1 protein-coding gene is annotated in these 1,370 nt (G+C 55.8%); it reads right to left on the reverse strand.

Annotation, left to right across the window (positions count from 1 at the left end):
- Positions 1-261: 261 nt before the first annotated feature.
- Positions 262-1,284 (reverse strand): IS110 family transposase, encoded by a 1,023-nt coding sequence (locus HY17_RS11215; RefSeq protein WP_034766617.1) that lies wholly within the window; start codon positions 1,282-1,284, stop codon positions 262-264.
- Between the last annotated feature and the right edge of the window lie 86 nt (positions 1,285-1,370).

The raw sequence follows: 1,370 nt of genomic DNA on the forward strand, positions 1-1,370 counted from the left end.
CTTGTGTGGATGGCTCCTGCATTGCAAGGGCTTTTTGAAATTTCGGCAAGCCTTGGTCGGAAGCTGACTTGTGTCCGGCCTGTTTTCGCGACGTATATGCCGCTGGCCCTGATGGTTTCCGCGAACCAAGTCCCATTCTACAACGCGGACGGTTGAAGTCCCTGTCTCTACGCGGGGTGTCTTGATTCCCGGCTGACCCGGATTGCCATCACTTCTCATAGTCCTCGCAAGTTCGTTGTATTCCTTCTGATAGCCAGAAAATTAGGCGCTGGCCCGCGCAAGATATGGCTCATCTCGCGATAGTACTGCCCATACGATGCGTGCAGTTTTGTTTGCAATCGCTACCGTAGCGACGCGTGCTGGCTTCCTCTGTAGAATATTGGTGATCCACGGATCTGCTCGTTCCGGATGCGCTCTTGCAGCCGCGATGCGCGACGTCATTCCGACGACAAGCAGTTTCCGCAGGTACCTGTCACCCTTCTTTGAAATCCCGCCGAGGCGCTCCTTGCCGCCTGATGACTTGTTGATCGGCGTTAGCCCGATCCAAGCGGCAAGATCTCGGCCGCTCTTGAATGTGTCGGCTGAGCCGATTGTAGCCACGATCGCTGACGCGGTAATTGGGCCGATACCAGGTATGCTCCTCAGCAATCTGATGCGATGATCAGTGCGACCCGCCGCATAGATTTGCCGGTCCAAAAGCAAGATGGCATTGTGAATGTTGATGAGTTGATCGCACAATGCCGAAATCACGTGTCGCGCGGCGGCAGGAAGATCGGGCATCGATCCGTTTTTTATCGATTGCGCAAAATCTCGGAGATGACCTGCTCCGGATCGGATCGTTTCTCCGAACTCTCCGAGCAGACCACGAATGGAATTGGAGAGTTGCGTGCGCTGCCCAACCAATAGCTCCCTGGCGCGGTGCTGACAAAGTAAGGACTGTTGGCTTACTGACTTAACTGGAACCGTACGCATAGATGGTCGGGTGACAGCTTCGCAGATCGCTTCGGCGTCCGCTGCGTCCGACTTGCCGCGTTTGACGTAAGGCTTGACGTAGTTTGGAGGCATAAGGCGGACTTCATGGCCAAGCGCAGTCAGCTCGCGGGCCCAGTAGTGACTCGTGGCGCACGCCTCCATGCCAACAAGGCAAGGTTGCTGAGATTGGAAGAACGTTAGAAGCTGGGCGCGGCGCAAAGATCGGTTGAAGACGACAGATCCATCGTCAGCAACTCCGTGAACTTGAAAGTTGTTCTTGGCCAGGTCTAGTCCGATTGTGGTGGCGTGCATCTTTGGGCTCCTTTCATTTGCAGCTCCCGACTGAACCGCAGTATGCCGCATTGCGGCGGTGGGAGCAGGAGCCATCCACCCCATCT

The organism is Hyphomonas sp. CY54-11-8, assembly GCF_000682735.1.
Taxonomy (GTDB): domain Bacteria; phylum Pseudomonadota; class Alphaproteobacteria; order Caulobacterales; family Hyphomonadaceae; genus Hyphomonas.

Bases quoted from the DNA above. Each gene is read 5' to 3' on its own strand.
- HY17_RS11215 (WP_034766617.1), bottom strand. From the start codon at position 1,284: ATGCACGCCACCACAATCGGACTAGACCTGGCCAAGAACAACTTTCAA.